9 protein-coding genes and 3 pseudogenes are annotated in these 23604 nt (G+C 75.3%); 2 read left to right on the top strand and 10 right to left on the bottom strand.

The features are described 5' to 3' along the window. Positions 1-60: 60 nt before the first annotated feature. On the bottom strand, positions 61-297 hold the full coding sequence (locus ACWGH1_RS23960) for a hypothetical protein (RefSeq protein ID WP_453351731.1): 237 nt from the start codon (positions 295-297) through the stop codon (positions 61-63). Between the two features lie 365 nt (positions 298-662). On the opposite strand from ACWGH1_RS23960, the gene ACWGH1_RS23955 reads away from it, so the two are divergent. Continuing rightward, positions 663-1457 carry a LuxR C-terminal-related transcriptional regulator gene (locus ACWGH1_RS23955; protein ID WP_453351730.1) on the top strand — a complete coding sequence of 265 codons (795 nt, stop codon included), beginning with the start codon at positions 663-665 and terminating at the stop codon, positions 1455-1457. A gap of 284 nt (positions 1458-1741) precedes the next feature. Here ACWGH1_RS23955 and ACWGH1_RS23950 read toward each other — a convergent pair whose 3' ends face one another. From ACWGH1_RS23950 to ACWGH1_RS23940, 3 genes and pseudogenes are all read right to left on the bottom strand, one after another. Continuing rightward, positions 1742-1924: a DUF5302 domain-containing protein gene (locus tag ACWGH1_RS23950; protein WP_453352892.1), complete on the bottom strand. Its 183-nt coding sequence runs from the start codon at positions 1922-1924 to the stop codon at positions 1742-1744. Between the two features lie 204 nt (positions 1925-2128). Next, positions 2129-3460 (bottom strand): annotated as a pseudogene (gene hflX, locus ACWGH1_RS23945) (GTPase HflX); the annotation flags it as partial. A gap of 109 nt (positions 3461-3569) precedes the next feature. Next, entirely contained in the window at positions 3570-6092 is a 2523-nt protein-coding gene (locus ACWGH1_RS23940) for a glycoside hydrolase family 3 protein (protein ID WP_453352891.1), read from the bottom strand. 416 nt (positions 6093-6508) lie between these two features. Between ACWGH1_RS23940 and ACWGH1_RS23935 the strand changes: the two are divergent. Then, positions 6509-7624, top strand: a pseudogene (locus ACWGH1_RS23935) (IS701 family transposase); the annotation flags it as partial. Between the two features lie 67 nt (positions 7625-7691). Here ACWGH1_RS23935 and ACWGH1_RS23930 read toward each other — a convergent pair. From ACWGH1_RS23930 to ACWGH1_RS23905, 6 genes and pseudogenes are all read right to left on the bottom strand, one after another. Then, the gene (locus ACWGH1_RS23930) at positions 7692-9629 is read right to left on the bottom strand and encodes a helix-turn-helix domain-containing protein (protein ID WP_453408991.1); all 1938 of its coding nucleotides are present in this window, start codon (positions 9627-9629) and stop codon (positions 7692-7694) included. A 406-nt stretch (positions 9630-10035) separates the two neighbouring features. Continuing rightward, a complete protein-coding gene (locus tag ACWGH1_RS23925; RefSeq protein WP_453352889.1) occupies positions 10036-10782 on the bottom strand; it encodes a class I SAM-dependent methyltransferase in 747 nt (248 codons plus the stop codon). After that, a complete protein-coding gene (locus tag ACWGH1_RS23920) occupies positions 10779-12080 on the bottom strand; it encodes an activator-dependent family glycosyltransferase (RefSeq protein WP_453352888.1) in 1302 nt (433 codons plus the stop codon). Before ACWGH1_RS23920 ends, ACWGH1_RS23925 begins: the two co-directional genes overlap by 4 nt. A gap of 72 nt (positions 12081-12152) precedes the next feature. Then, positions 12153-13358 carry a cytochrome P450 family protein gene (locus tag ACWGH1_RS23915; RefSeq protein ID WP_453352887.1) on the bottom strand — a complete coding sequence of 402 codons (1206 nt, stop codon included), beginning with the start codon at positions 13356-13358 and terminating at the stop codon, positions 12153-12155. An 11-nt stretch (positions 13359-13369) separates the two neighbouring features. Further along, a complete protein-coding gene (locus tag ACWGH1_RS23910; protein ID WP_453408990.1) occupies positions 13370-18826 on the bottom strand; it encodes an SDR family NAD(P)-dependent oxidoreductase in 5457 nt (1818 codons plus the stop codon). A gap of 67 nt (positions 18827-18893) precedes the next feature. Continuing rightward, a pseudogene (locus ACWGH1_RS23905) lies at positions 18894-23570 on the bottom strand (type I polyketide synthase); the annotation flags it as partial. Positions 23571-23604: the final 34 nt, after the last annotated feature.

Raw genomic sequence — 23604 nt, 5'->3', positions numbered from 1 at the left:
CTTTGCCGGTCGGACGGTGGCGGGAGGGGAAGAAGTGCAGGACGGGTTGGTGGCGAGGGGTCAGTTCCAGCCAACGTCGCTCGGGTTGGCGGGCTGGGGGGCGGGGGTGGTGCCGGGTTGCGGGTTGTTCCAGCCGACGTCACCGGCGCCATCTGCGAGGACGTGGGGGTTCGTGTGGTTCCAGCCGACGTCGCCGAGGCGCAGGTGGGTGGCGGATCCGTCGGACAGGGCGCCCTGGGCGATGCCGGTGGCCGCCGTTCCGAGGGCCAGGGCGAGTCCGGCGGCGGCCAGAACCACTCGTCCGCGGATTCCGGTAACGCGGCCGGCCTCACGAGTAACCGTCTGGTTCTCCGTCATTTTCCCCAGTCCCCTCAGTCGTTTTCATCTTTGGCCATTCGAGAAACGGAAGTCCGAATCCGGTGTGCCGCTGCGGTGATCCGCCCGGCGCCTTCTCGGTGTTCGTTCCTGCGGCGAGACCAAATCTCCTCTGCCGGGAGATCCCGAGGTAGACCTACGATGGCTCCGGTTTCCGCATTGCGGGAACCCACGGGGTCTCAACAGCCTGAAACACCGACATACCGGACAGACAGGGGTGGCGTGTGGACGTAGTCAAATACGTAAAATCCGCACAAAGCGGGGCACCTGAGGAGCCGCGTGCGCCCGTGGAGGGGGAACCGCAGGCATTCTTGCGGGAACTCGCAGCGCACCTCGGCCTGCTGGCCCAGGAAGCCGCCCAGCAGGCCACGCGCACGGCCGCCCTCCCGGAGCTCGGGGCCGGCCCGGACGAGCAGGTGGTCGGCCCGGGAGTGCGCTACCTGCATGGCCTGAGCAGCATCTCCACCGCGATCAACGAGGCGCTGGGCGCGGTGCGCAGGGAAATCCTGACCGCCCAGCCGGACGGGGCCCGGCCGAGCGCGGTACTGAAGGAAGCGCTGGAATCCGTGCGCCGGCACATCGCGGCGGGCATTTCGATGCGCACGCTCTATCAGCACACCACACGTTTTGACGAGGCGACGAAGGACTACGTGCGCACGGTCACCGAATACGGGGCCCAGGTGCGGACCCTGGAGGAATTCTTCGACCGGCTCATCATCGTCGACGATGTCGCCTTCATTTCGGCGAACGAGGAACGCACGACGGCCATATCCATTACCGAACCCACCATCATCCGCTTCCTGCGCGACACGTTCGACAAGGCCTGGGACCGGGCCAAGCCCTTTCCCTTCGTTCCGCTGCACGCGGCCAAGGCGGCCGACGAGGTGGTCCCCGCCATCCGGGAGTCCATCAGCAGACTGCTCGTGGAGGGCTACTCGGACAAGGCGATCGCGCGCCGGATCGGTATCAGTGAGCGCTCTCTCCAGGCGCACATCGCGGCCATCAAGCAGGAACTGGGCGCGCTCAACCGATTACAGCTCGGCTATCTGCTCGGCCGTAACGAGGCCACTTACGTTCTGTGACGCGGGCCGGGGGCGACGCGTACCCGCCGGCCTGCCCGAAGGGGGTCCTGGCCAGAGGAAACCGAGGGAACGGTTTTGTTCGCGGCGCTTTACCGGGGACCGGCGAAAGGCGGGAAAGTCCGGATGACGCCCACCGGCCGGGCGCCCCGGCGATCCGCTCAAGCGGTACTCCGGCGATGCTCCGGTGATGCGCGAGCGGGCTTATGGCGCACACGAAGCAGGGGCTGCCGCGATCCGAACGGGAATCGGATCGCGGCAGCCCCTTCGGGTGTGCCGGGCGGCCCTCAGCCCGCCTTGCGGCGGAAGCTGCGGTTCTGCCCGTTGGGTCCGTTGTACCCCTTGAGCTTCAGCCGGCCCTCGTGATTGGCCTGCTGCGACCTGGCGGTGCGTGCCTTGCGCTCCAGAGCCTCACGGAACTTGCGCTTGCCATCGGTCTCGGCGGCGTTGTTTTCCGGCGTATCAGTCATGCGTTACCTCCTGAGCACTTTCCAGAGCTGCTTTAGTCTGACACCCGAGCGAGGTTGTGGTGAACCTCTTTTCCGGCTGGGGAACGAATCCCGCCACCGGCCCGGGCCCTTGCTCCGGCCATTTCGGCCGGCGCCCCGCCGCCTTTCGGGAAAACCGGCCTCCGGGCCGTTTTTCCCGGCGAATACGGGGAGTCATGGGGGCGCTCAGGCCACGTAGTCCGCGAGCTCCGCGGCCAGGGCCGCATCCACGTTGGCGCGCAGGTGGGTGCCGGTCTCGCCGTGGCTCTCGGCGAGGATCTCGCCGTCCGCGTGGATCCGGGCGACCAGGTGGCCCTCGGTGTACGGGATGACCACCTCCACCTGCGTCTCGGGGTGCGGGAGTTCCGCCTCGATGCGGGCCAGCAGCTCGGGGATGCCCTGCCCGGTGCGGGCGGAGACGGCCACCGCGCCCGGTTCGGCCGCCAGCAGCCGCTCCAGGGCTTCGGGGCTCGCGGTGTCGGCCTTGTTGACCACGATGACCTCGGGCACGCCCGCGCCGCCGACTTCGCCGACGACCGCGCGCACGGCCTCGATCTGGGACTCGGGGTCCGGGTGGGAGCCGTCGACCACGTGCAGGATGAGGTCCGCCTCGGCGACCTCTTCCAGGGTGGAGCGGAACGCGTCGACGAGCTGGTGCGGAAGGTGCCGCACGAACCCCACGGTGTCGGCGAGGGTGTAGGTGCGCCCGGCCGGGGTCTCGGAGCGGCGCACCGTGGGGTCGAGCGTGGCGAACAGGGCGTTCTGCACGTGGACTTCGGCGCCGGTGAGGCGGTTGAGCAGCGAGGACTTGCCGGCGTTGGTGTATCCGGCGATGGCCACCGACGGGACCTTGTTGCGCCTGCGCTCCTGGCGCTTGAGGTCGCGGGCGGTCTTCATCTCGTCGATCTCGCGCCGCATCCTGGCCATCTTGTCGCGCAGCCGGCGCCGGTCCGTCTCGATCTTGGTCTCGCCGGGGCCGCGGGTGGCCATGCCGCCCCCGCCGGCGCCGCCGCCGCCCATCTGCCGGGACAACGAGGCGCCCCAGCCGCGCAGCCGCGGCAGCATGTACTGCATCTGCGCGAGCGCGACCTGGGCCTTGCCCTCGCGGGAGGTGGCGCGCTGGGCGAAGATGTCGAGGATCAGGGCGGTCCGGTCGACCACCTTGACCTTGACGAACTCCTCCAGCCGCACGAGCTGGGCCGGGCTCAGCTCGCCGTCGCACACGACCGTGTCGGCACCGCTCGCGGCGACGATGTCGCGCAGCTCCCTCGCCTTGCCCGAGCCGATGTAGGTGGCCGGGTCGGGCTTGTCGCGGCGCTGGATCACTCCGTCGAGCACCAGGGCGCCCGCGGTCTCGGCGAGGGCGGCGAGCTCGGCGAGCGAGCTCTCGGCCTCCGCGACCGTGCCAGAGGTCCACACGCCGACCAGCACCACGCGCTCCAGCCGGACCTGGCGCTGCTCGACCTCGACGACGTCCCGCAGTTCGGTGGACAGGGCGGCGACGTGGCGCAGCCCGGTGTCCTCCCCGGCGTTGATCGCGGCGGCGGTCCCGACCGGGTTGCCGGTGGTCCTGGGCTGCTCTGTTGCGGTCATGCGCTTCCTCTCAGAAGGGGTGGGTGGGTACGGGTCACTGGGTGAGGCGGCCCGTGAGGCGGATGTCCGCCGAGGAGGAGCCGACGGAGACCGTGCGGGGGCCGGGCGCGTTCTGCCAGGCGTGCCGCTGGGTGTTCCAGTACTGGAGCTGCCGTGCGTCGACGGGGACGGTGACGCGCTTCTCCTCGCCGGGTTCCAGGGCCACCTTCGTGTAGCCGGCCAGCTTCTTGACCGCCTGCGGGGCGCTGACGGGGCCGCTGGGGCCGAGGTAGACCTGGACGGCTTCCTTGCCCGCGACCGGACCGGTGTTGCGCACCGTCACGTGGACCGCGGCGCCGGTGGCGGTGCGTTCCACGGCGAGGTCGCGGTAGTCGAAGGCGGTGTAGGACAGGCCGTGGCCGAACGGGAACAGCGGGGTGACGCCCTGCTGGTCGTACCAGCGGTAGCCCACGTGGATGCCTTCGCCGTACTGCTGCTTGCCGTCGACTCCGGGGAACCGCTCGGGGTGGCCGGCCATCGGGTGGGCGTCCTCGGCGGCGGGGAAGGTCTGGGTGAGCTTGCCGCTGGGGTTGGCGTCCCCGTACAGCAGGGCGGCGGTGGCCTGGGCGCCTTCCTGGCCGGGGTACCACATGTCGAGGACGGCGGCGGTGCGCGGGAGCCACGGCATCAGCACCGAGGAGCCGGTGTTGAGGACGACGACGGTGTTCGGGTTGGCCTCGGCCACGGCGGCGATCAGCGCGTCCTGCCCGTCCGGCAGGGACAGGGAGGGCCGGTCGTACCCCTCGGATCCCTCGTCCTGGGCGAAGACGACGGCGGTCTTCGCGGCGGACGCGGCGGCGACGGCGCGCTGGATGTCGCGGGCGGCCTGCTCGGGGGTGACCCAGGTGAGGTCCACGGACAGCGGGCGGTCGGGCCAGGCCCAGCCGCTCATGGAGAGCTTGTGGGCGCCCCGGGTGAGCCGCAGCACGACGCTGGTGGTCTCGCTGAACGAGTCGGCGGCGTAGACGGGGTCCTGGCCCTCGATCTGCAGGACGGCCAGGCCGCCGTCGACGCGCAGGCCGAGGCGGTAGTCGCCGTCGGCGGGAACGGTCAGGGTGCCGTCGTAGAAGGCGCGGTCGCCGCCGGCGTCGAGCTGCTTGCCGTTGGTGAAGGCGGGGCTGAGCTGCTCGGCGGGCAGCGGGCTGCCCAGCCGGTCGACGCCCGGTTCGTACCGTACGGAGGCTCCGGAGCCGGCGCGTTCGCGCAGGGCCTCCAGGGGTGCCCGGGCCGCGTCGGGTACGACGTGGGCGCTGCCGAGGCCGGAGACCTTGGGGCGCAGGGCGCTGTCCCCGATGACGGCGAGGTCGGTGCCGGCGGCCCCGGTGAGCGGCAGGGCGGGGCGGCCGCCGACGGCGGTGTTGCGCAGCAGGACGGCGCCGTTCTCGGCGATCCGGCGGGCGGTGTCCCGGCCGGCCTGCGCGTCGCGCACGGGCCGCTGGGGAGCGGGGGCGTCGAGGAGGCCGAACCGTTCCATCTGGGTGACGACGCGGGTGACGGAGCGGTCGAGGGCGGCCTCGGGGACGGTGCCGTTGCGCAGTGCGGTGCGCAGGGAGGCGCCGAAGTACTTGGAGTCGGGTACGGGGTCGGTGGGCTTGCCCATCTCCAGGCCGAGTTCCTGGTCGAGGCCCTTGGTGAGGTCGGTGGTGGCGTGGGTGGCCAGCCAGTCGGACATCACCCAGCCCCGGAAGCCCCACTGTTCGCGCAGGACCTTCTGGAGCAGCTGGTCGTTGCTGCAGGAGTGGGCGCCGTTGACGCCGTTGTAGGAGCACATGACGGCGGCGGCGCCGGCGTCGACGGCGCTCTGGAAGCCGGGGAGCTCGATCTCCTGGAGGGTCTGTTCGTCGATGGAGGCGTCGACGGTGAAGCGGTCGCTCTCCTGGTTGTTTCCCGCGAAGTGCTTGACCGTGGACATCAGGCCCTGGCTCTGGGTGCCCTTGATCTCGGCCGCGGCGGTGCGGGCGGTGACGAGCGGATCCTCGCTGAAGGTCTCGAAGTTGCGGCCGCCGTACGGCACCCGGATGGTGTTGACCATCGGGCCGAGTACGACGTCCTGGCCGAGCGCGCGGCCCTCGTGGCCCAGGACCTTGCCGTAGGCGGTGGCGAGGGAGTCGTCGAAGGTGGCGGCGAGCGCCGTGGGGGTGGGCAGCGCGGTGGAGCGGGCGCCGTTGATGCGCACGCCGGTCGGGCCGTCGGAGACCTGGAGCGGGGGGACGCCCAGGCGCGGCACGCCGGGGAGGTAGCCGACGCCCTTGGCGAGGGGGCCGCCTTCGGGGCCTGCCGTCCAGTGGACGAAGGACAGTTTCTCGTCCAGGGTCATCCGCGCGACCAGGGACCGGACCCGGGCGGTGCCTTCGGGCGCGGGCGTCGCGGCCTCGGCGGTGCCCGCGGTGAGCAGGCCGCCGGTGCACAGCAGTACGACGCCGACGGCGAGCAGGCGCGAGGTGCGGACGGGGCGCCCGCCGGTCCGGAATCTGGTGCGGAGGCGGGGTATTCGCCTCCCTGGCCTGCGGGACAGCATGCGTCTCTCCTGGGGTTCGTGCGACAAAACGGGCGCCACCTGCGCGCCTCTCCACGCTTCCCGAGATCCGGCCCGGGGACGAGGTCCGCCCGTCACACTCTTCGCGGCGGGCCCGCGCGGGGGCCGGATGCCCTGCGGGGAGCGGGATCCACCGGTCGCGGCGGCGTGCCGGGCGGCCCGCGGAGCGCCGGGAACGGGTCCGCAGCGGCCCGCCGGGGGCGGCGGGTGGTGGCGCGGTCACCACCCGCGGGCGCTCCCGGGACGGCGGCGGGGCGGTCCGGTGCGGGAGCGGCGAGCGGGCGGGAAGTGTGTTTCCGGCCGACCTGGCCGGTGGCTGCCGGTGCCGGGACGGTGGAGGGGATCCAGTGAACCGCCCCCGGCCAGCGCGTTTCGGGGCGCCGACCCCGAGGAGCGTCATGAGGGCCATCCGCCCGGCGGAGGAAGCCGAAGCCCTGCCGCGTGATCCAGCCGCCGAGGCCCGGGCGCTCCGTGCGTCCGTACTGGGTTCGCTGCGCCGCCGGGACCAGCGGCACAAGGGCGAGCTGTACGTCGACGGGCTGCTGACCGCGCCCGGCCGCAAGACGATGCGCAACCTGGCCGCCAGCACGGACGAGCGGGCCGCGGAGCAGAGTCTGCACCACTTCATCAGCTGTTCGACCTGGGACTGGTCGCCGCTGCGCGCACGCCTCGCCTGCGGGCTGGACCGGCTGCTGGCGCCCCGGGCGTGGGTGGTGCGGCCGCTGGTGATCCCGAAGACGGGACGGCATTCGGTGGGTGTGGGCCGCAGGTTCGTTCCACAGCTGGGCCAGGTCGTCAACAGCCAGCACGGGTACGGGCTGTGGCTGGCTTCGGGCGCGGCGGCGGTGCCGGTGAACTGGCGGCTGTCGCTGAGCGGCGACTGGCTCGACGACGCGGAGATGCGCCGGCGCGCGGCGATACCCGACTCGGTGGACGAGGGTGTGGCGCGGACGCCGGCCGTGGACATGGCACTGGAGACGGCCGGGTGGGGCGTGTCGGCGGCGCCCGTGGTGGCCGACGCCCGGGAGGAAGCGGTGCCGGCGCTGCTGGAGGCCCTCTCGGGGGCCGGGCTGTCGTTCCTGCTGCGGATCGGCGGCGGTACGGGGCTGCTCGCCCCGAACCTGTCGGCGGGGCGGAGCCGGGTCGCGGCCGGTTCGGCGGCCCTGCTCGCGGAGCTGGCCCGCTCCCAGCGGCGGCCGGTGGAGTGGTTCGAGCCGGCCGGGCCGGCGCTGCCGCAGACCTCGATGGTGGCGCTGCTGCCGGTGCGGCTGCCGGGCGGGCCGGTGGCCCCGGCGCCGCTGACGCTGGTCGGGGTGTGGTCGCCGGACAGCCGGGAGGTGTCGGAGCTGTGGCTGACGAACATGGCGGGGGCCGGCCGCGGGACGCTGCTGGGACTGGGCAGGCTGGTCGGGCGCGCGGACGCCGACTTCCGCCGCACCGCGCTGGCGGTGGGGGCGCTGGACTTCGAGGGGCGTTCGTACCACGGCTGGCACCGGCACGCCACGCTGGTGTCGCTGGCGCACGCCGAGCGGATGCTGGCCTCGGGGGCCCACCGCGGCGCCGCCGCGCCGGAGGCGGTCCCTATGGTGACGGGGGGCCGGCGGGCTCGGGGCCGAGGGAGGTTCGGGCCCGTCGCAGTCGCAGGGCGAGCTGGAGTTCCAGTGCCCGGTCGGGGTGTTGCCAGTCCCGGCCGAGCAGCTGGGTGATGCGCTCCAGGCGGCGCGAGACCGTGTTGGGGTGGACGTAGAGCAGCTCGGCGGCGCGGGTGGGGCTGCCGGCGGCCATGAACCAGCCCTGGAGGGTCTCCACGAGGTTGCCGAACCGTTCGGCGTCGTGGTCGAGCAGGGGTCCCAGGGTCCGCTCGACGAATCCGGTGACATCGTTTTCCTCGGCGAGCAGCATGCCGAGGAAGCCGAGTTCGGCGGCGTCGGCGGAGCGGCCGGAGCCGCCGAGGGCGGTGAGGGCCTCCAGGCAGCGCACCGCTTCCCGGTAGGCGGGGTGGACGCCGTCGGCGCCCCGGGTGGGCCCGCAGGAACCGGCGGTGACCTGGGCGCCGGTGGCGCGGGCGAGTTCGGTGCGCACTTCGCGGGCGCGGGCGGCGGCGTCCTCGCCGGGCAGCAGCAGGACCAGCCGGTCGCCCTGCACGGTCTTCATGCCGCGGTGGCGGCGGGCGTAGCCGGTGGCCCAGCTCTCGACGAGTTCGGCGGCGCCGGTCCGGGCGTGGGCGACGACCACCACGTGCGGGCGGTGCAGTTCGGCGGCGAACCGGCCGGCCCGTTCCACGACCCGGTCGGCGGGACCGTCCCAGGTGGTCAGGTCGGCCAGCAGGTCGTCGCGGACCTGGCCCTCCAGGGCGGTGGAGCGCTGCGTGACCAGGAGCAGGGAGACCGTGCGGGCGTAGGACAGCAGGATCTGTTCGCCCGGTACGGCGGTGGCGTCCTCGGGATGGAAGAGCAGGCAGCCGACGTCTTCGGAGCGGACGGACAGCGGCAGTACCCAGGTGCCGTCGGCCAGGGGGCAGGCGATGCCGGTGGCGGCGGCGTCCAGCCGTACGCGGGCCAGTTCCGCGGGGTCGGGGCGGGGGGTGCGGCCGTGTTCGGCGAGGCGCTCGCCGCCCTGGCCCTGCACGGCGAGGCCGCCGCCGAGTTCGGTGGCGGCGCGGGCGAGCAGCTCGTCGAGTCCGGCGCCGTCGAGGACGAGCCGGACCAGCTCGTCCTGGACCCTGTTGGCGTGCAGGGCGGCGCCGAGCGAGGCGCGGACGCGGGCTGCGGACTCCGCCAGTTCGGTGTTGGCGGTGTGGACGTCCGCCAGGTGCCGGGCGGTGCCGATGGCGACGGCGGCGAGGTCGGCGAGGGAGCACATGAGCGCGACCTCGTCGGGGGTGAAGTGGCGGATGCCGCGGGCGGCGACGTACAGGTGGCCCAGGTGGCGGTCGTCGGCGCGCAGCGGCACCCCGAGCACGGCGTGCAGGGACTCGGCGTGCAGCACCTCCTCGAGCGCGCCGGCGGGGGTGGGCGGGCCGTCGCCGAGGTGGTCGGCGGTCCAGAACGGGGCGGGCTGTTCGCCGGGGGCGGCGGCCGGCCCGGCGTCGGCGGGGACGCGGTAGCCGACGGTGAGGGCGCTGACCGCGCCGTCGGCGGTGCTGACGACGCCGTCTCCGCTGTCCTCGTCCAGCAGGACGGTGCAGGCGAGGTCGGTGTTCAGCATGAGCCGGGCCCGGCGGGTGATCAGGCGCAGGGTCGCGTCCGGGCTGTCGGGCCGGGTGAGGTCGCGGGCGGCGTCCACGAGGGAGGCCAGTTCGGCCTCGCGGCGGCTGCGGCGTTCGAAGAGCCCGCTGACCTCCAGGGCCAGGCTCCTGGCGCGTTCCAGCCGTTCGGCCCGGGGGGCGTCGCCCGATCTGCGGGCACGGGCGACGAGTTCGTCGTAGGAGCGGGCGGGTGCCTCGCTCGCGAGGAGTTCCAGGACGCGCAGGACGTCCTCTTCTGTGTGGCTCAGGAGGGTCGCAGACTCCCCCGTCATTGCTGCCCCCAACGGTCAAATAGGACGGAACCTCAGGTGCCGGGGAACGTAACTTCCGTGCTGAACGTGCGTCAACCGGACACGGGGGCGCCCGGACGGCGTCCGGAGGGGGTGGTGAGCTGGCCACCGCGGGCGGTGCGGAGCAGGGCTCCGGGCAGTGGCCGCGCCACCTTGGACCGGACCTGCCCCCGGTTCCAGCCGGGCTCGTGTGCCCCCCGAGGCGGTGGTGCGGGGCCCGTCCCACGGGCCGCCGGGTCCCCGTGGGGTGCTCCCGGCGGCCCGGATCCTCCGGCGGCACCCGAGCGGTCCTGGACCGGGGCCCAGGCGTTCCAGGACCGGGTTCCCGCCGGTCCGCGACCCGGGCGCCGGTCGCAGCCCGGTGCGGGCGGTGCGGGCGCGGGCGGGGTCAGCCGCGGAGCCCGATGAACAGGCCGCGGCCGGACGGGCCGCCCTCCCGGAACTCCACGTCCAGGCCGGCCCGCTCGAAGGCCCGCTCGTAGGCGGAGCGCTCGAAGAGCGTGATCAGGTGGGTTTCGGACAGGTGCGTGATGTCCCGGCCCGGTTCGGCGACGAGGTAGTGGACGTCGATGCGGGTGGCGTCGCCCTCCAGGCGCGAGTGCGAGACCCGCGAGATGGTCTTGCCCTCCGCCTCGACGATGGACGCGCCGACGAATCCGGGGGTGAACGTCCGGGGGAACCACCACGGCTCGACCACGACGACCCCGCCCGCGGGGTCGAGGTGGGCGGCGAAGCGGGAGAGCGCCGCGTCGAGTTCGCCCTGGTCGCGCATGTGACCGATGGAGCTGAACATGCAGGTGACGGCGGAGTAGGTGCGGTCGAGCGCGAAGTCGCGCATGTCGCCGGGGTGGACGGTCGCGGCCGGGTTGCGGCGCCGGGCGATCTCCCGCATGTCGGGGGAGAGCTCCAGGCCTTCGGCGGTGTCGAAGGCTCCGCCGAGGTGCTCCAGGTGGAGTCCGGTGCCGCAGGCCACGTCGAGCAGGCTGCGGGCGCCGGGCACCTTGGCGGTGACCAGGGCCGCGAGGTCGGCGGCCTCTCGGGCGTAGTCCTTGCCCTTGCCCTGGTGCACGAGGTCGTAGAGGCGGGCGGCGCCGCCCGTGTAGCCCTGGTCGGGGCGCAGGTCGGTGGTGGTCACTTCGGGTCTCCTTGGCTGGGGTGGGGGGCGTGGCCGTGGCGCGCCGCCAGGCGTTCCAGGGCGGGGACGAGGGCCGCGGGGGACGGGGCCGCGAGCATCTCCTCGCGCAGGCGGCGGGCGCCCGCGGCGAGCGAGGGGTCCGTGAGGGCCCGGACGACCGCGGCGCGCAGCGAGGCCGCGTCGAGCTTCTCGGGCGGCAGGTCGATGCCGGCGCCCTGCTCGGCGTGGAGTTCGGCCTTGAGCGGGGCGTCCCACAGCGAGCCGACGATGACCTGCGGCACGCCGTGCAGGGTCGCGGTGTAGCCGGTGCCCGCGCCGCCGTGGTGGACGATCGCGTCGCAGGTCGGCAGCAGCACGTCCATGGGTACGAAGTCGACGGCCCGGATGTTGGCGGGCAGGCCCTCGCGGTCCCGCAGCTGGCCGGCGTCGAGGGTGGCGACGATCTCGGCGTCCACGTCGCCGAGGGCGTGCAGCAGTTCCTCGAAGGGGACGGCGTCGCGGCCGTACGTCTCGCGCGCGGAGACGCCGAGGGTGATGCAGACCCGGCGCCGGGCGGGCGGCGCGTGCAGCCAGTCGGGCACGACCGAGGGGCCGTTGTAGGGGACGTAGCGCATCGGCAGCACCTCGCCCGGTACGGGCACGCGCAGGCCCGCGGGCGCCGGGTCGATGCTCGCGTGAGCGGCGATGACCTCCTCGACCGCGGCGGCGCCGGGGGTGGCCCCGTACCGCTCCAGGGTCCAGGTCAGCCATTCGGCCATCGGGTCCTCGCGCCGCTCCTCGGGCTGGAGGCCGCGCAGTGCGAGGAACTGGCGGCGGGCGGCGAGGATGACGTCCGGGCCCCACAGGACGCGGGCGTGGGCGGCGCCCACGACGTGCGCGGCGATCGGTCCCGCGTAGGTGAACGGCTCCCACAGCACCAGGTCGGGCCGCCAGGCGCGGGCGAAGTCCACCAGGTCGTCGATGGTCGTGTCGCCGTTGAGCGGCGCGAACGACATGGCCGTCATCATCGTCTGCTGCCCCAGGGCGTGTTCCCAGCCGAGCGGGCCGCCGCGGGTCTGCGCGAAGTCCAGGCCCTGCTGGTAGGGGGTGGGGTCGCCGCCGATCCGGGTCATCAGCTCGGCGATGGAGTCCAGGTCGCCGACGGGTACGGCGGTCAGCCCGGAGCCGTTGATCACCTCGGTGAGCGCGGGCTGGCTGGCGACCCGGACCTCGTGTCCCGCGGCGCGCAGCGCCCAGGCGAGCGGCACCAGGTTGTAGTAGTGGGTGTTGTGCGCGAAGCACGTGATCAGGACGCGCATGACGTCGTCTCCCCCTCGGGGCCCTCGTGACGGTGGGCGGGCGGGCGGTCGGACCGGTTCGGCCGGGCCGGTTCAGCCGGTCGTGGCGACCGGGAAGCGGGCGGGGGCGCGCAGCACCGGTGAGCGCGGGCGGGTCACTTCGTCGCCGGCGGTGCGCAGGTCGGGCAGGGTCTCGGCGAGGACCCGCAGCGCGCCGCGGGCGTTCGCCCTGACGAGGTGGGCGGACAGCCCGAAGTGCAGGTCGCGGGGCAGGGCGAGGGGTCCGGCGTCCCCGGGTGCCCGCGGGTCGCGGCCCGCGGCGGCGACGAGGACGGTCACCCGGGCCCCGGCCGGTAGCGGGGTGCCGGCGAGGGTGACGCCGGTGCGGGCCTCCCGGGTCTCCAGCCGTACGGGCGGTGCGACGCGCAGGGCGTGCTCGACGGCCGCCCGGGCCGCGGCCGGGGCGTGCGCGGCCCGCTGCCAGCCGCCCGGCTCCACGAGCAGGGCGCGGACGGCGTTGACGAGGAGGACGGTGGCGGCTTCGGCGGCGCCGACGGCCACCACCTGGCAGGCCCGCGCCGCATCGGCGTCCGTCCCGCCGAGGGCGCGAACGAGCAGGGCGTGCACGGCCTGTTCGGCGGCTTCGGCGGCCCGTGCGGTGGCGTGGGTCTGCGGGCAGAGCAGGCCGTCGAGGGCGGACCGGCAGCCGGGCAGGAGGCGGGCGAACTCCGCGTGCTCGGACTCGGGCAGGCCGAGCTGTCCGGCGAGTACGGGGCCCATCAGGGGGCGCGCGAAGTCCTCGGCGAGGTCGAAGCGTCCGCCGAGTCCGGCCAGGAGCGCCCGGGCGTGCGCCGCGGCCCGCTCCTCGGCGCCCCGGGCGTCCGGGACGCGCAGCAGCGGGCCGCCGAAGGCGGTGAGCGGGGCCAGCCGGGCGGCGGTCGCCCGGTCGAGGGCCAAGGCGGTGCTGCGGTACGGGAGCGGGTCGTCGCCGGGGCTGCCGGCGGCGGGTGCGGGCCCGTCGAAGGCCGGGTTCCGCAGGACCTCCCGGGCGACGGCGTGGTCGGCCGTCACCCAGGTGTCCAGCGGGAGGCTGTGGTGCAGCGGGCCCAGGGCCCGCACGCGCTCTTCGAAGGCGCGCGGGTCGTCGGTTCCGGCGCGCAGGATCAGCCCGTACGGGTCGCCCGTGATGCCCGCGAACCATTGGGCGGCGCGGGCGAACTGGTTGGCACGGGCCCGGCGGGCCGTGTCCCGGCCGGACTCGGCGGCCACCGGCGGTGAGGTCGGCACGGGTGGGGTCATGGGGCTCCTCGTCATCGGTCGCCGCCGGGCAGCGCGTCCAGCCAGGCGTCGACGGCGCGGGCGGTGGCCGGGGCGTGCTCGGTCATCATGGTGAAGTGGTTGCCGGGGACGTCCGCGACGGTGTGCGCGAAGTCCCAGACGGAGCGCCAGTCCTGGTGCGGGTCGCTCCAGGCGGCCATCGGGTCGGTGGCCCGCAGGTGCAGGACGGGGGCGCGGGTGGGCCGCGGGGTCCAGTCGAGCAGCAGCCGGTGGTAGGCGCCCATCGCGGTCAGCCGGGTGTCGTCGAGCGGTACGGGCGTACGGTCCATCGCCCAGCGGAGCATGACGTCCCGCCAGACGCCCATGGCTCCGGGCGCGCTCGGGGTGTAGACGTCGGCCAGCACGAGGGCGGCGGGTCCGGGGCCGGTGTGCTCCAGGTGCCGGGCGAGCGCGTGGGCGGCGTTGGCGCCGGCGGAGTGGCCGATCAGCGCGTACGGGCGGCCCGCGGCGAGCCGGGTGACGGCCGCGGCGTGGGCCGCGCACAGGGCGTCGAGGGAGTCGGGGAGCGGTTCCCCGGGCCGGAACCCGGGCTGGGGAAGGGCGACGACGGGGCGGTGTCCGGCCAGGGCGGCGGCGAAGGCGGCGAACTCCATGGGGCCGGAGACCGCGGCGGTGCCGCTGACCGCGATGAGCAGCGGCCGGCCGGGGGCCCCGGCGTCGGGTGCGGGGGCGAGCGGGACCGGTGTGAGCGGGTGGGGCCGGTCCCGGGTGAAGACGGGGCGCAGCGCGGCGACGGCGCCGAGCGCGTCGACCGCCTCGGCCACCCTGCCGCCGGCGAGGGCGTCCCGGTACAGCGTGACGAGCGTGCCCGCGCCGGTACCGCTCCGTTCCCCGGCCTCCCGTCCGTCGCCGCCCGGGCCTTCGCCGTCTTGCAGGAGTTCCAGCAGGCGGGCGGCGAGCTTGGCAGGGGTGTCGTGGGTGAAGAGGGTCTCGGCGTCCAGGTCGAGTCCGGTGACGGAGTTCAGGGCGCGCCGGAAGTGGGTGACGGCCAGCGAGTCGAAGCCGAGGAGCAGGAACGGCGTATCGGTCTCGACCTCTTCGGGGGTGTCGTGGCCGAGGACGGTGGCGGCCTCGGTGCGCACCAGGGCCAGGACGGCGCCGGGGCGCTCCGCCGGGGGCAGGGCGGCCACTTCGCGGCGCGGGTCGCGGGCGGCGGGGGCAGGGGCGGCGGACGGCGTGTGGTCCCCGACGGGGCGCGCCGCGGGCACGAGGTCCGAGATCAGCGGGCTGGGCCGGTAGGCGGTGAAGCCGTCCGCGAAGGCTTCCCAGTCGGTGTCGGTGACCGTCAGGTTGGCCTCGCCCGCCGCGACGGCGTGCAGCAGCCCGGTCAGCGCGTCCTGCGGGTCCATGGGCCGTACGCCCCTGCGCCGCAGGTAGCCGCCCCCTGCGCCGTCGCCCATGCCGCCGCCGCCCCACAGGCCCCAGGCGACGGAGGTCGCGGGCAGGCCCTCGGCGCGGCGGCGCAGGGCGAGCGCGTCGAGGTCGGCGTTGGCCGCGGCGTACGCGCACTGTCCGGCGCTGCCCCAGACGCCCGCCCCCGAGGAGTACAGGACGAAGGCGTCCAGGGCGAGGGGCCGGGTCAGCTCGTCGAGGTGGCGGGCGCCCGCCACCTTGCCCGCGTAGACGTCGGCGAAGACCTCGGCGCCGGCTTCGGTCAGGGGGCTGACCTGCGGGACGCCCGCGGCGTGGAAGACGGCCGTCAGCGGGGCGTCGGCGGGTACCTGCTCCAGCAGGGCGGCGAGCGCGTCCCGGTCCGCGAGGTCGGCGGCCGCGAAGGTCACCTTGGCGCCGAGGGCGAGGAGTTCGGCTTCCAGTTCGGCGGCGCCCGGGGCCCGGCGGCCGCGCCGGCCGACGAGGAGCAGGTGGGCGGCGCCCTCGGCGGCGAGCCGGCGGGCCAGGTGTCCGCCGAGCGCCCCGGTGCCGCCGGTCACCAGGACGGTGCCGTGCGGGCGGTACGGGCCCTGCCCGGCGCGGGGTGCGGGGGCGGGGGTGAGCCGGCGGCCGTGGGCGCGGCCGGAGCGGACGGCCACCTGGTCCTCGGGGCCGCCGAGCGCGTCTACGAGCAGCCGCCAGTCGGCTTCGTCCGCGGGGTCCGCCCCGGGCAGGTCGACCAGGCCGCCCCAGTGCGCGGGGAGTTCGAGGGCCGCCACCCGGCCGAGGCCCCACAGCTGGGCGCCGGCGGCCCGGGGCCGGTCGCCGTCGGCCACGGCGACGGCGCCCCGGGTCGCGCACCAGAGGCGGGCGGTGGGGGCCTTGTCCGCCATGGCCTGCACCAGGTGCAGGGTGGCCCGGACTGCGGCCGGGACCAGCTCGGACCCCTCGTCCTCGGTGGTTCCCAGCAGGGACAGGACGCCGGCCGGGCCGTCGCCGTACGCGTCGGGGAAGGCGGCCGCGTCGAACAGCGCGGCCACGGCGGCCCGGTCGGCCCGGTCGGCGTCCAGGGGCAGCCGGCGGACGGAGGCGCCGCGGGCGGTCAGGGCCCGCTCGGCGGCCTCGGCGGCCGGCGCGGCGCCCCCGGCGGGTTCCACGATCAGCCACGTCCCGTCGAGGCGGGCGGGCGGCGCGGCCGGCGCGGGCAGCGGCCGCCAGGTGACCCCGTAGCGGCGGGCGCCGGTGCGGGCCCTGCCGCGCCCGGCGGGGGCGATCCAGTACCGGCGGTGCTGCCAGGCGTACACCGGCAGCGGGGCCGGGCGGGCGCCGGTGCCCTCGAAGAGGCGGGCGCGGTCGAGGGCGGCGCCCCGGGCCGAGGCGACGGCCACGGCGCGCAGCAGGGTCTCGCCCTCGGGGCGGCCGCGGCGCAGTACGGGCACCAGAACGGGTGCCCCGTCGGCGCCGGCCGCGGAGGCGGCCGGCTCGGCGAGCACGTCCTCGGCCATGGCGCACAGCACGCCGTCGGGCCCGAGTTCGACGAAGGTCTCGGCGCCCAGGCCGCGGGCGGCGCGCACCCCGTCGGCGAAGCGGACGGCCGCGCGGACGTGCCGGGCCCAGTAGGCGCCGGTGCGCAGGTCCTGCCCGGCGGCGCGGCGGCCGGTGACGTTGGAGATCACGGGGATGCGGGGGGCGTGGTAGGCCAGCCGGTCCGCGATGTCGCGGAACTCCGCCAGGACCGGTTCCATGAGCGGCGAGTGGAAGGCGTGGCTGACGGTGAGCCGCTTGGTCTTCCTCCCCCGCTCCTCCAGCCGGGCCCGGACGGACTCGACGGCCTGCTCGGCGCCCGAGACGACCACCGACCGGGGGCCGTTGACGGCGGCGACGTCCACAGCGCCCGGGTGCGCGGCCAGCAGTTCCCGTACCTCTTCCTCGGCGGCCCGCACGGACAGCATGGCGCCGCCCGGCGGCAGTGCGTCCATCAGCCGGCCGCGGGCGGCGACGAGGGCGCAGGCGTCGTCGAGTCCGAGTACGCCGGCGACGTGCGCGGCGGCGATCTCGCCGACGGAGTGCCCGAGCAGGACGTCGGGCCGCATGCCCCAGTGTTCCAGCAGCCGGAACAGGGCCACCTCGACGGCGAACAGCGCGGCCTGCGCGTACTTCGTGCGGTGCAGCAGCGCCGCGTCGGGGGTGCCGGGTCCGGCGTCGAGCACGGCGGCGAGCGGGCGTTCCAGGTGGGCGTCGAGGCGTTCGGCGACGGCGTCCCAGGCGGCGGCGAACACCGGGTGCGCGGAGTGCAGTTCGCGGGTCATGCCGGGGCGCTGGCTGCCCTGCCCGGTGAACAGGAAGGCGGTCTTCGCCTCGCGGTGGCGTACGCCGTGCACGACGGAGGGGGAGGCAGTGCCGTCGGCGAGGGCGTCCAGGCCGCGGGCGAGGTCGCTGTAGGAGGCGCCGAGGACGACGGCGCGGTGGGCGAAGGCGGTACGGGTGGCGGCGAGGGAGAGGCCGGTGTCGAGGGCACTGGGGCGGGCGTCGGCGAGGTGCTCGCGCAGCCGGGCCGCCTGGGCGCGCAGCGCGGGTTCGGAGTGGCCGGAGACGAACCACGGCACGAGCGGCAGGGCCACGGCCGGTGCCGCTTCGGGGCCGGCGGGGGCCGGGGCGGGGGCCGGCGCGGGGGGTGCCTCCTCCAGGATGACGTGCGCGTTGGTGCCGCCCACTCCGAAGGCCGAGACGCCGGCCCGGCGCGGCCGGGCGCCGGCCGGCCAGGGGACGGGCTCCGTCAGCAGCCGTACGCCGCCCGCCGTCCAGTCGACGTGCGGGGTGGGTTCGTCGGCGTGCAGGGTCCGGGGCAGCAGCCCGTGGCGCAGGGCCTGGACGGTCTTGATGACGCCGCCCACCCCGGCGGCTGCCTGCGCGTGACCGATGTTCGACTTGAGCGAGCCGAGCCGCAGCGGCCTGCCCTCGGGCCGGCCCTGCCCGTACACCGCCAGCAGTGCCTGCGCCTCGATGGGGTCGCCGAGGCGGGTGCCGGTGCCGTGCGCCTCGACGGCGTCCACGTCCTGCGGTTCCAGGCCCGCGTCGGCGAGGGCCTGGCGGATGACCCGCTGCTGGGAAGGGCCGTTGGGGGCGGTCAGGCCGTTGCTGGCGCCGTCCTGGTTGACGGCGGAGCCGCGGATGACGGCGAGGACGGTGCGGCCCGCCCTGCGGGCGTCGGAGAGCCGCTCCAGGACGAGGACGCCGACGCCCTCCGCCCACCCGGTGCCGTCGGCGTCGGCCGAGAAGGCCTTGCAGCGGCCGTCGGCGGCCAGGCCCCGCTGCCGGGAGAACTCCACGAACGCGGCGGCGTCCGGCATGACCGCGACGCCCCCGGCCAGCGCCAGGCGGCATTCGCCGCGCCGCAGCGCCGTCACCGCGAGGTGCAGGGCGACCAGCGAGGACGAACAGGCCGTCTCCACCGTCATGGCGGGCCCTTCGAGACCGAGGGCGTACGAGATCCGGCCGGACAGCACGGCGTCCGCACTGCCCGTGAGCAGGTAGCCGTGCGACCCCTCCGGCACCCGGTCCGGGTCGCTCGCGTAGGAGGCGTGGGCGGCGCCGACGTACACGCCCGTGCCGGTGCCGGCCAGGGAGCGCGGATCCAGGCCGGTACGCTCCAGCGCCTCCCACGAGGTCTCCAGCAGCAGCCGCTGCTGGGGGTCCATGACGACGGCCTCGCGGGGCGGGATCCCGAAGAACGCGGCGTCGAAGTCGGCGGCGCCGGAGAGGAACCCGCCCCGGTCGCAGTAGGTGGTGCCGGGGTTTTCGGGGTCCGGGTCGTAGAGCCCCTCCAGGTCCCAGCCCCGGTCCCGCGGGAAGGGCGCCACGGCGTCCCGCCCGGCGGCGACCAGGTCCCAGAGCCCCTCCGGCGAGTCCACCCCGCCGGGGTAGCGGCAGGCCATCCCGACGACGGCGACGGGTTCGTGCGCGGCCGCGGCGAGCTCCCGGTTGCGCCTGCGCAGGCGTTCGGTCTCCTTGAGCGAGGTGCGCAGCGCCTCCATGAGCTTCTCGGAGGACATGGCCATCGGTGGGGTCCCTCTCTGGACGGGGGCGGGGCCGGGGGCGGCGGGGCGGGGGACGCGGGCCCGTGCGTCAGGCGGCCGCGTCGCGCAGGGCGAGCTCGATGAGTGCGTCACCGTCGAGGTCGTCGATGTGCGCGATCCCGTCCGAGTCGTCGGCGCCGGCGTTGCCGTCATCGAACGCGTCGGCGCCGGAGTGCTGCTGGAGCGTGGGCCTGGGCCCGCCGTACGCCGGCGCATCTCCGGGGACGAGCTCGAGGAGGGCCGGCAGCAGGCCGGACTCGCGCAGCGCGGACAGCGGCAGCGCCGCCAGGGCGGCTCGGATCCGGGTCTCCTCCGGGTCTCCCCCGGCGCCCGCCGGCACGAGCAGTTCGACCAGGTGGGCGGCGACGGCGGAGGCCGTCGGGTAGTCGAAGACCAGGGTGGGGGGCAGCTTGCGCCCGGTGGCGGCGGTGAGCCGCCCGGCGAACTCCCCGGCGGTGAGGGAACTGAACCCGATGTCCTTGAAGGAGCCTTCGGGGTCGACGTCCTCGGGTCCGGCGTGGCCCAGTACGGCCGCGACGGCGCGGCGCACCGCGTCGAGCGCGATCTCGTACCGTTCGGCGGGTCCGGCGGCCGCGAGGCGCGCGGTCAGGCCGTCGTCGGCCGGTCCGGCCGGCTCGTCGGCGCCCGTCGCCCCGCGCACGCCGGGCAGTTCGCCGATGAGCGGGCTGGGCCGGAAGGCGGTGAAGCCCTTCGCGAAGAGCGGCCAGTCCATGTCGGCGAGGGCCACGCAGACGTCGTCGCGGTCGAGGGCCCGGCCGAGTGCCCGGACCGCGAGGGCCGGGTCCATGGCGCGCAGACCCCGGCTGCTGAGGAACTCCTCGCCGGCGCCTTCGCCCATGCCGCCGCCGCCCCACAGGCCCCAGGCGACGGAGGTCGCGGCGAGGCCCTCGGCACGGCGCCGCTCGGCGAGCGCGTCCAGGGCGGCGTTGGCGGCGCCGTAGGCGCTCTGGCCGCCGCTGCCCCATACGCCGGCGCCGGAGGAGTACAGCACGAACGCGTCGAGTACGAGCCCCCGCGCGCGGGTCAGTTCGTCCAGGTGGCGGGCGCCCGCGACCTTGCCCGCGTACACCTCGGCGAACGACGCGGCGCCGGTGTCCAGGAAGGCCGCGGAGTGCGGGACGCCGGCGGTGTGGAAGACGGCGGTCGGCGGGTGGGCCTCCAGGAGGGCGTCGAGCGCGTCCCGGTCGGAGACGTCACAGGCGGCGACGGTCACCTCGGCCGCGCCCAGGGCGCGCAGCTCGGCGGCGAGTTCGCCCGCTCCCGGCGCGTCGGGGCCGCGCCGGCCGGTCAGCACCAGGTGGGTGGCCCCGGCTGCGGCGAGCCAGCGCGCGACGTGGCCGCCGAGGGCGCCGGTGCCGCCCGTGACCAGGACGGTGCCGCGCGGCGCGTACGTCCGGCGGGCGGGCGTGGTACCGGTGGGGACGAGCCGGCGCCCGTACGTTCCGGAGGCCCGGACGGCGACTTGGTCCTCGCCGTCGGTACGGGCGAGGGCCGCGGCCAGCCGGTCCCAGTCCCGGTGCCCGGGGTCCACGGGCAGGTCCACGAGGCCGCCCCACAGCCGGGGCTGCTCCAGCGCGATGCCCCGCCCCAGGCCCCAGGCCTGGGCGCCGGCGGGCCGGGGCGGCTCGCCGGGCGACACGGCGACCGCTCCCCGGGTGACGGTCCACGACCGGGCGGTGAGGTCCGCGTCGGCCGCCGCCTGGGCGAGCAGGGTGGTGCCGACGACGGCGAGGGGCAGGTCGGGGTGGCCGGGGTGCGGCCGCTCGTCGGCGCCGAGGAGGGAGAGGATTCCGGTGAGGGTGTTCCCGTACGCGGCCAGTTGCGCGGACAGTCCGGCGCGGGTGGCGGTGGCCGGGTCGGTGGTGAGCCGCTCGGCGTGGGCGCCGTGCCGGGTCAGGGCGGCCTCGGCCGCGTCGGCGAGCACGGGATCCAGACCGGCGGGCAGCACCACGAGCCAGCGGCCGTCCAACCGGGGGACGGAACCAGCCACGAGGCCCTTCCAGGAGGACCGGTAGCGCCAGGCATCGACACCGGAGACCGCAGCCGGAGCGGAAGCAGCGGCGGAGGGCGCGGAGGGCTCCAGCCAGTAGTGCGAACGCTGGAACGGATACGTCGGCAGGTCCACCCGGCGGGCGCCGGTGCCCTCGAAGAGGGCGGCCCAGTCGATGTCCACACCACGCACGAAGAGTTCGGCGGCCGAGACCAGGAAGCGCTCCAGGCCGCCCTCGTCGCGGCGCAGCGAACCGCCCGCCAGGACATCGGCGGTCTCCTGGATCCCCATGGTCAGGACCGGGTGCGCACTGGACTCCACGAAGGTGCCGAACCCCTTGGCGACCAGTGCCCGAACAGTCTCCTCGAAGCGCACGGGCTGACGCAGGTTGCGGTACCAGTAGGTGGCGTCCAGCACCGGCTCAGACAGCAGCCCACCGGTGACGGTCGAGTAGAAGGGGACCGCCGGCCGCTGCGGCATGATCGGGCCCAGTACGTCCAGCAGCTCGGCTTCAATCCGTTCCACGTGCGCGGAATGCGAGGCGTAGTCCACGGGCACCTGGCGGGCCCGGATGTCCTGCGCCTGCGCCGCGGCAACGAACTCCGCGATGGCATCGGCGTCACCGGCCACCACCGTGCTCGACGGACCATTCACCGCCGCCACACCCAGCCGGCCCGCCCAGCCATCCAGCCGGGCCTCGACCTCCGCCAACGGCAACGGAACCGACGCCATACCCCCCAGCCCCGCCAGCTCACGCCCGATCACCGCAGCACGGAGCGCCACCACCCGCGCCGCATCGTCCAGAGAGAGCGCGCCGCAGACGGCGGCTGCGGCGATCTCGCCCTGGGAGTGGCCGACGACCGCATCCGGCACCACACCCAGCGACCGCCACAGCTCCGCGAGGGACACCATCACCGCCCACGTCACCGGCTGGACCACATCCACCCGGTCCATCGAACGCCCCTCCCGCACCACCTCCACCACATCGAAATCCACGAACGGCGCCAACGCCTGCGCACACTCCCGCAACCGATCCGCAAACACCGGCGAAGCCTCCAGCAGCCCCGCACCCATCCCCACCCACTGCGTCCCCTGCCCCGGGAAGACCAGTACGCGACGGCCGGTGGGGGCTGCTACGCCCTCCACGACCGTCGAGCCGACCGTGACCTCGCGGTGTTCGAACACGGCGCGCGCGCAGGCCAGGGCATAGCCGACGTCCAGCGGCCGCAGCCCGGGGGCGCGGTCCGGCAGGGCCGCCAGCTGGTCCTGCCGGGCGCGCAGCGCCGTCTTGGTGCGGGCGGTGACGACCTGCGGTACGACCGGCAGCTCGCGCGCCGCCGCTGCGGCCACCGGTTCGGCGGCCGGCGCCTGCTCCAGGATCACGTGCGCGTTCGTCCCGCTCACCCCGAACGAGGAGACGCCCGCGCGCCGGGGCCGCCCCGTCTCGGGCCACGCCCGGTCCTCCGTCAGGAGGGAGACGGCTCCGCCGTCCCAGAGGATCTGGGAGGACGGTGCGTCGATGTGCAGGGTCCTCGGCAGGGTCCCGTGTTCCAGCGCCATCACCATCTTGATGACGCCGGCCACCCCGGCCGCCGCCTGCGTGTGGCCGATGTTCGACTTCAACGAGCCCAGCCACAGCGGCCGTTCCGGGCCGTGCGCGCTGCCGTAGGTGTCCATGAGGGCGTGGACCTCGATCGGGTCGCCCAGCTTGGTGCCGGTGCCGTGCGCCTCGACGGCGTCGACGTCGGCGGCGGTGACCTGCGCGTCGGCGAGGGCCTGGCGGATGACGCGCTGCTGCGCCGCGCCGCTGGGGGCGGTCAGGCCGTTGCTGGCGCCGTCCTGGTTCACCGCCGAGCCGCGCAGGACGGCGAGCACGCGGTGCCCCTTGCGTACGGCGTCGGAGAGGCGTTCCACGAGGACGATGCCCGCGCCCTCCCCGGGGCCGAAGCCGTCGGCGGCGTCCGCGAAGGCCTTGCAGCGTCCGTCGGCGGCCACGCCCCGCTGGCGGGAGAACTGGACGAAGACGGCGGGGGTGGACATGACGGTGACACCGCCGGCCAGCGCGAGGTCGCATTCGCCCCGGCGCAGCGACTGGGCCGCCTGGTGGAGGGCGACGAGGGAGGAGGAGCAGGCGGTGTCGACGGTCACCGCCGGGCCTTCGAGGCCCAGGGTGTAGGCGATGCGGCCGGAGGTGAAGCTGACGACGCTGCCGGTGAGCAGGTCTCCTTCGAGCTGCGCGGACGGTTCGTGGACGTGGGCGGTGTAGCCGCCGTCCCAGGCGCCGACGAAGACGCCGGTGCGGCTGCCGTGCAGGGAGCGGGGGTCGATCCCGGCGCGTTCGAGGGCTTCCCAGGAGGTTTCCAGCAGCAGCCGCTGCTGGGGGTCCATCGCCACCGCCTCGCGCGGGGAGATGCCGAAGAAGGCGGGGTCGAAGGCTCCGGCGGCGTCCAGGAAGCCGCCTTCGCGGCAGTAGGAGCGGCCGGCGGCGTCGGGGTCGGGGTCGTAGAGGCCGTCGACGTCCCAGCCCCGGTCGCCCGGGAAGGGGCCCACGGCGTCGGTGCCGGAGGACACCAGCTCCCAGAGGGCTTCGGGGGTGTCGACGCCGCCGGGGAACCGGCAGGCCATGCCGACGATCGCGACGGGCTCGTGGGCCCGCGCCTCCAGTTCCTTGAGGCGTTCGCTGGTGCGGTGCAGTTCGGTCGTCGTCCGCTTGAGGTACTCGCGGAGCTTGTCTTCGTTCGCCATGTCT

This window comes from Streptomyces sp. NPDC054883 (assembly GCF_053610645.1).
Note: the sequence above shows the minus strand (reverse complement) of the source record. Positions and strands in the feature narration are given on the sequence as shown.